At 39.7% G+C, this 1,500-nt stretch carries 1 protein-coding gene and 1 pseudogene; both read right to left on the bottom strand.

Annotated elements, in window-relative coordinates:
- Positions 1-525: 525 nt before the first annotated feature.
- Positions 526-1,005 (bottom strand): DUF4199 domain-containing protein, encoded by a 480-nt coding sequence (locus ACRD69_RS25280; protein WP_430817917.1) that lies wholly within the window; start codon positions 1,003-1,005, stop codon positions 526-528.
- A 145-nt stretch (positions 1,006-1,150) separates the two neighbouring features.
- Positions 1,151-1,498 (bottom strand): annotated as a pseudogene (locus tag ACRD69_RS25275) (endonuclease domain-containing protein).
- Between the last annotated feature and the right edge of the window lie 2 nt (positions 1,499-1,500).

Raw genomic sequence — 1,500 nt, 5'->3', positions numbered from 1 at the left:
ACATTCCGCTGGAGTTGCTCTGTTTCTCAATAGTTTTCTCCTATAAATCATTTCTGGCCGGTTACTTTTCATATCTTTCTTATATTGTTGAAAACAAATTATAAAAAAGACTTAAAACCACCTCCCCTCTCCTTCGTCGAGGTACTCCTCCTTGCCAGGAGGAGAGCTGATTTACAGCTTGCAAAACACTATATATGTGAATGTTTGAATCTTTTCGAACACTCGTGCGCTTTACCCAGGGCTATTCATCCCCGATAGTTATCGGGGGCAGACCTACGGCCTGCTATTTACAGCCTGGGATTGATTTTCCACCCCTTATTCACAGTTGTTTATAATGAAAAATCCCAATGCACCACTCTTCCCTTATAGCCAGAGCTAAATGGGAAGTACCGTAACGAAGGTACGGGGATGGGGATCACTGTCAGGGATTATTAAGTATATTTTAAAGGCACGAATTGCAAATCCCGGTTAGCGGGGAATCCACCATAGTAAGCGGGAGATTAAAGAATTAGTGAAAAAACTTCCTTAAGTCTGGTTCTTACGGGTGAAAATTGCTACAATAGCCGATGTTATGGCTCCCATCATAATTGCACCGATCATAGACTGTTTAATATAGCTGTTTAAATTAAAGTAAGCTTCCGCCTGTTCCTGGGTCAGTTTGCCCTGTTCAACCGACAAGGCGATCACATTGGGAAAATATTCGGGCGACAGGTATGCATGTGTCAGGTACTGACCGATCGGGCTTAATAAGGATACAATCACCGCGATTACCAATCCGCTTAAAAAGCCCTGGGACCAGGTCATTGTGCCTCCAAGCCATTTGCGCTTATCAAGCAGTGCCAATACATATACAATAATGGCGGGTATGGCAAAAAAGTTAGTCAGGATATAGTGCTTGTCAATACGCTCATCGTGCAGTCCGATGCTTTTTTCAAAGACTGTCCACAATAGTATAATGGCAAAAAATATGATGCCCCACTTGAGTTCAATAGCGATTTTCTTCATGATGTTTGATTTTGTTGCTATTGGAACATACTTTGGGACTGCCTTGTTCAACTATTACCTGTATCCTTTATGAATTTTTCTTGTTGAGTAGCCTAACGCACTGACAAAACCATCTTTTTGAGTGGGAGAAATTAGAATATTGAGTTTAGTAACAGGTAATAATAATCATTGGCGAAGCTATATAGCACCGTGTTATCCGATAATAATTGGGGTGTTCAAATACCATAAGATTTTCGTATCGTAATGTTGTAATACCCATATTACTAAGATTCCTATCCCTAAGTCTGTCATATTCCTCATTATAAACATGGTATTCCCCATCTTATTCGATAGCTAGCTTTAATTGAGGACAATAAAAATCCAGAATATATTGCCCAATAGAATGTTGTCGCCTAAACTTCAGATTGCATATTCTTTTTCCTTTAAGGTAATTCCAAAGTTCACATTCCGCTGGAGTTGCTCTGTTTCTCAATAGTTTTCTCCTATAAATCATTT

Source organism: Carboxylicivirga agarovorans (assembly GCF_050589845.1).
GTDB classification, from domain to species: Bacteria; Bacteroidota; Bacteroidia; order Bacteroidales; family Marinilabiliaceae; genus Carboxylicivirga; species Carboxylicivirga agarovorans.
Note: the sequence above shows the minus strand (reverse complement) of the source record. Positions and strands in the feature narration are given on the sequence as shown.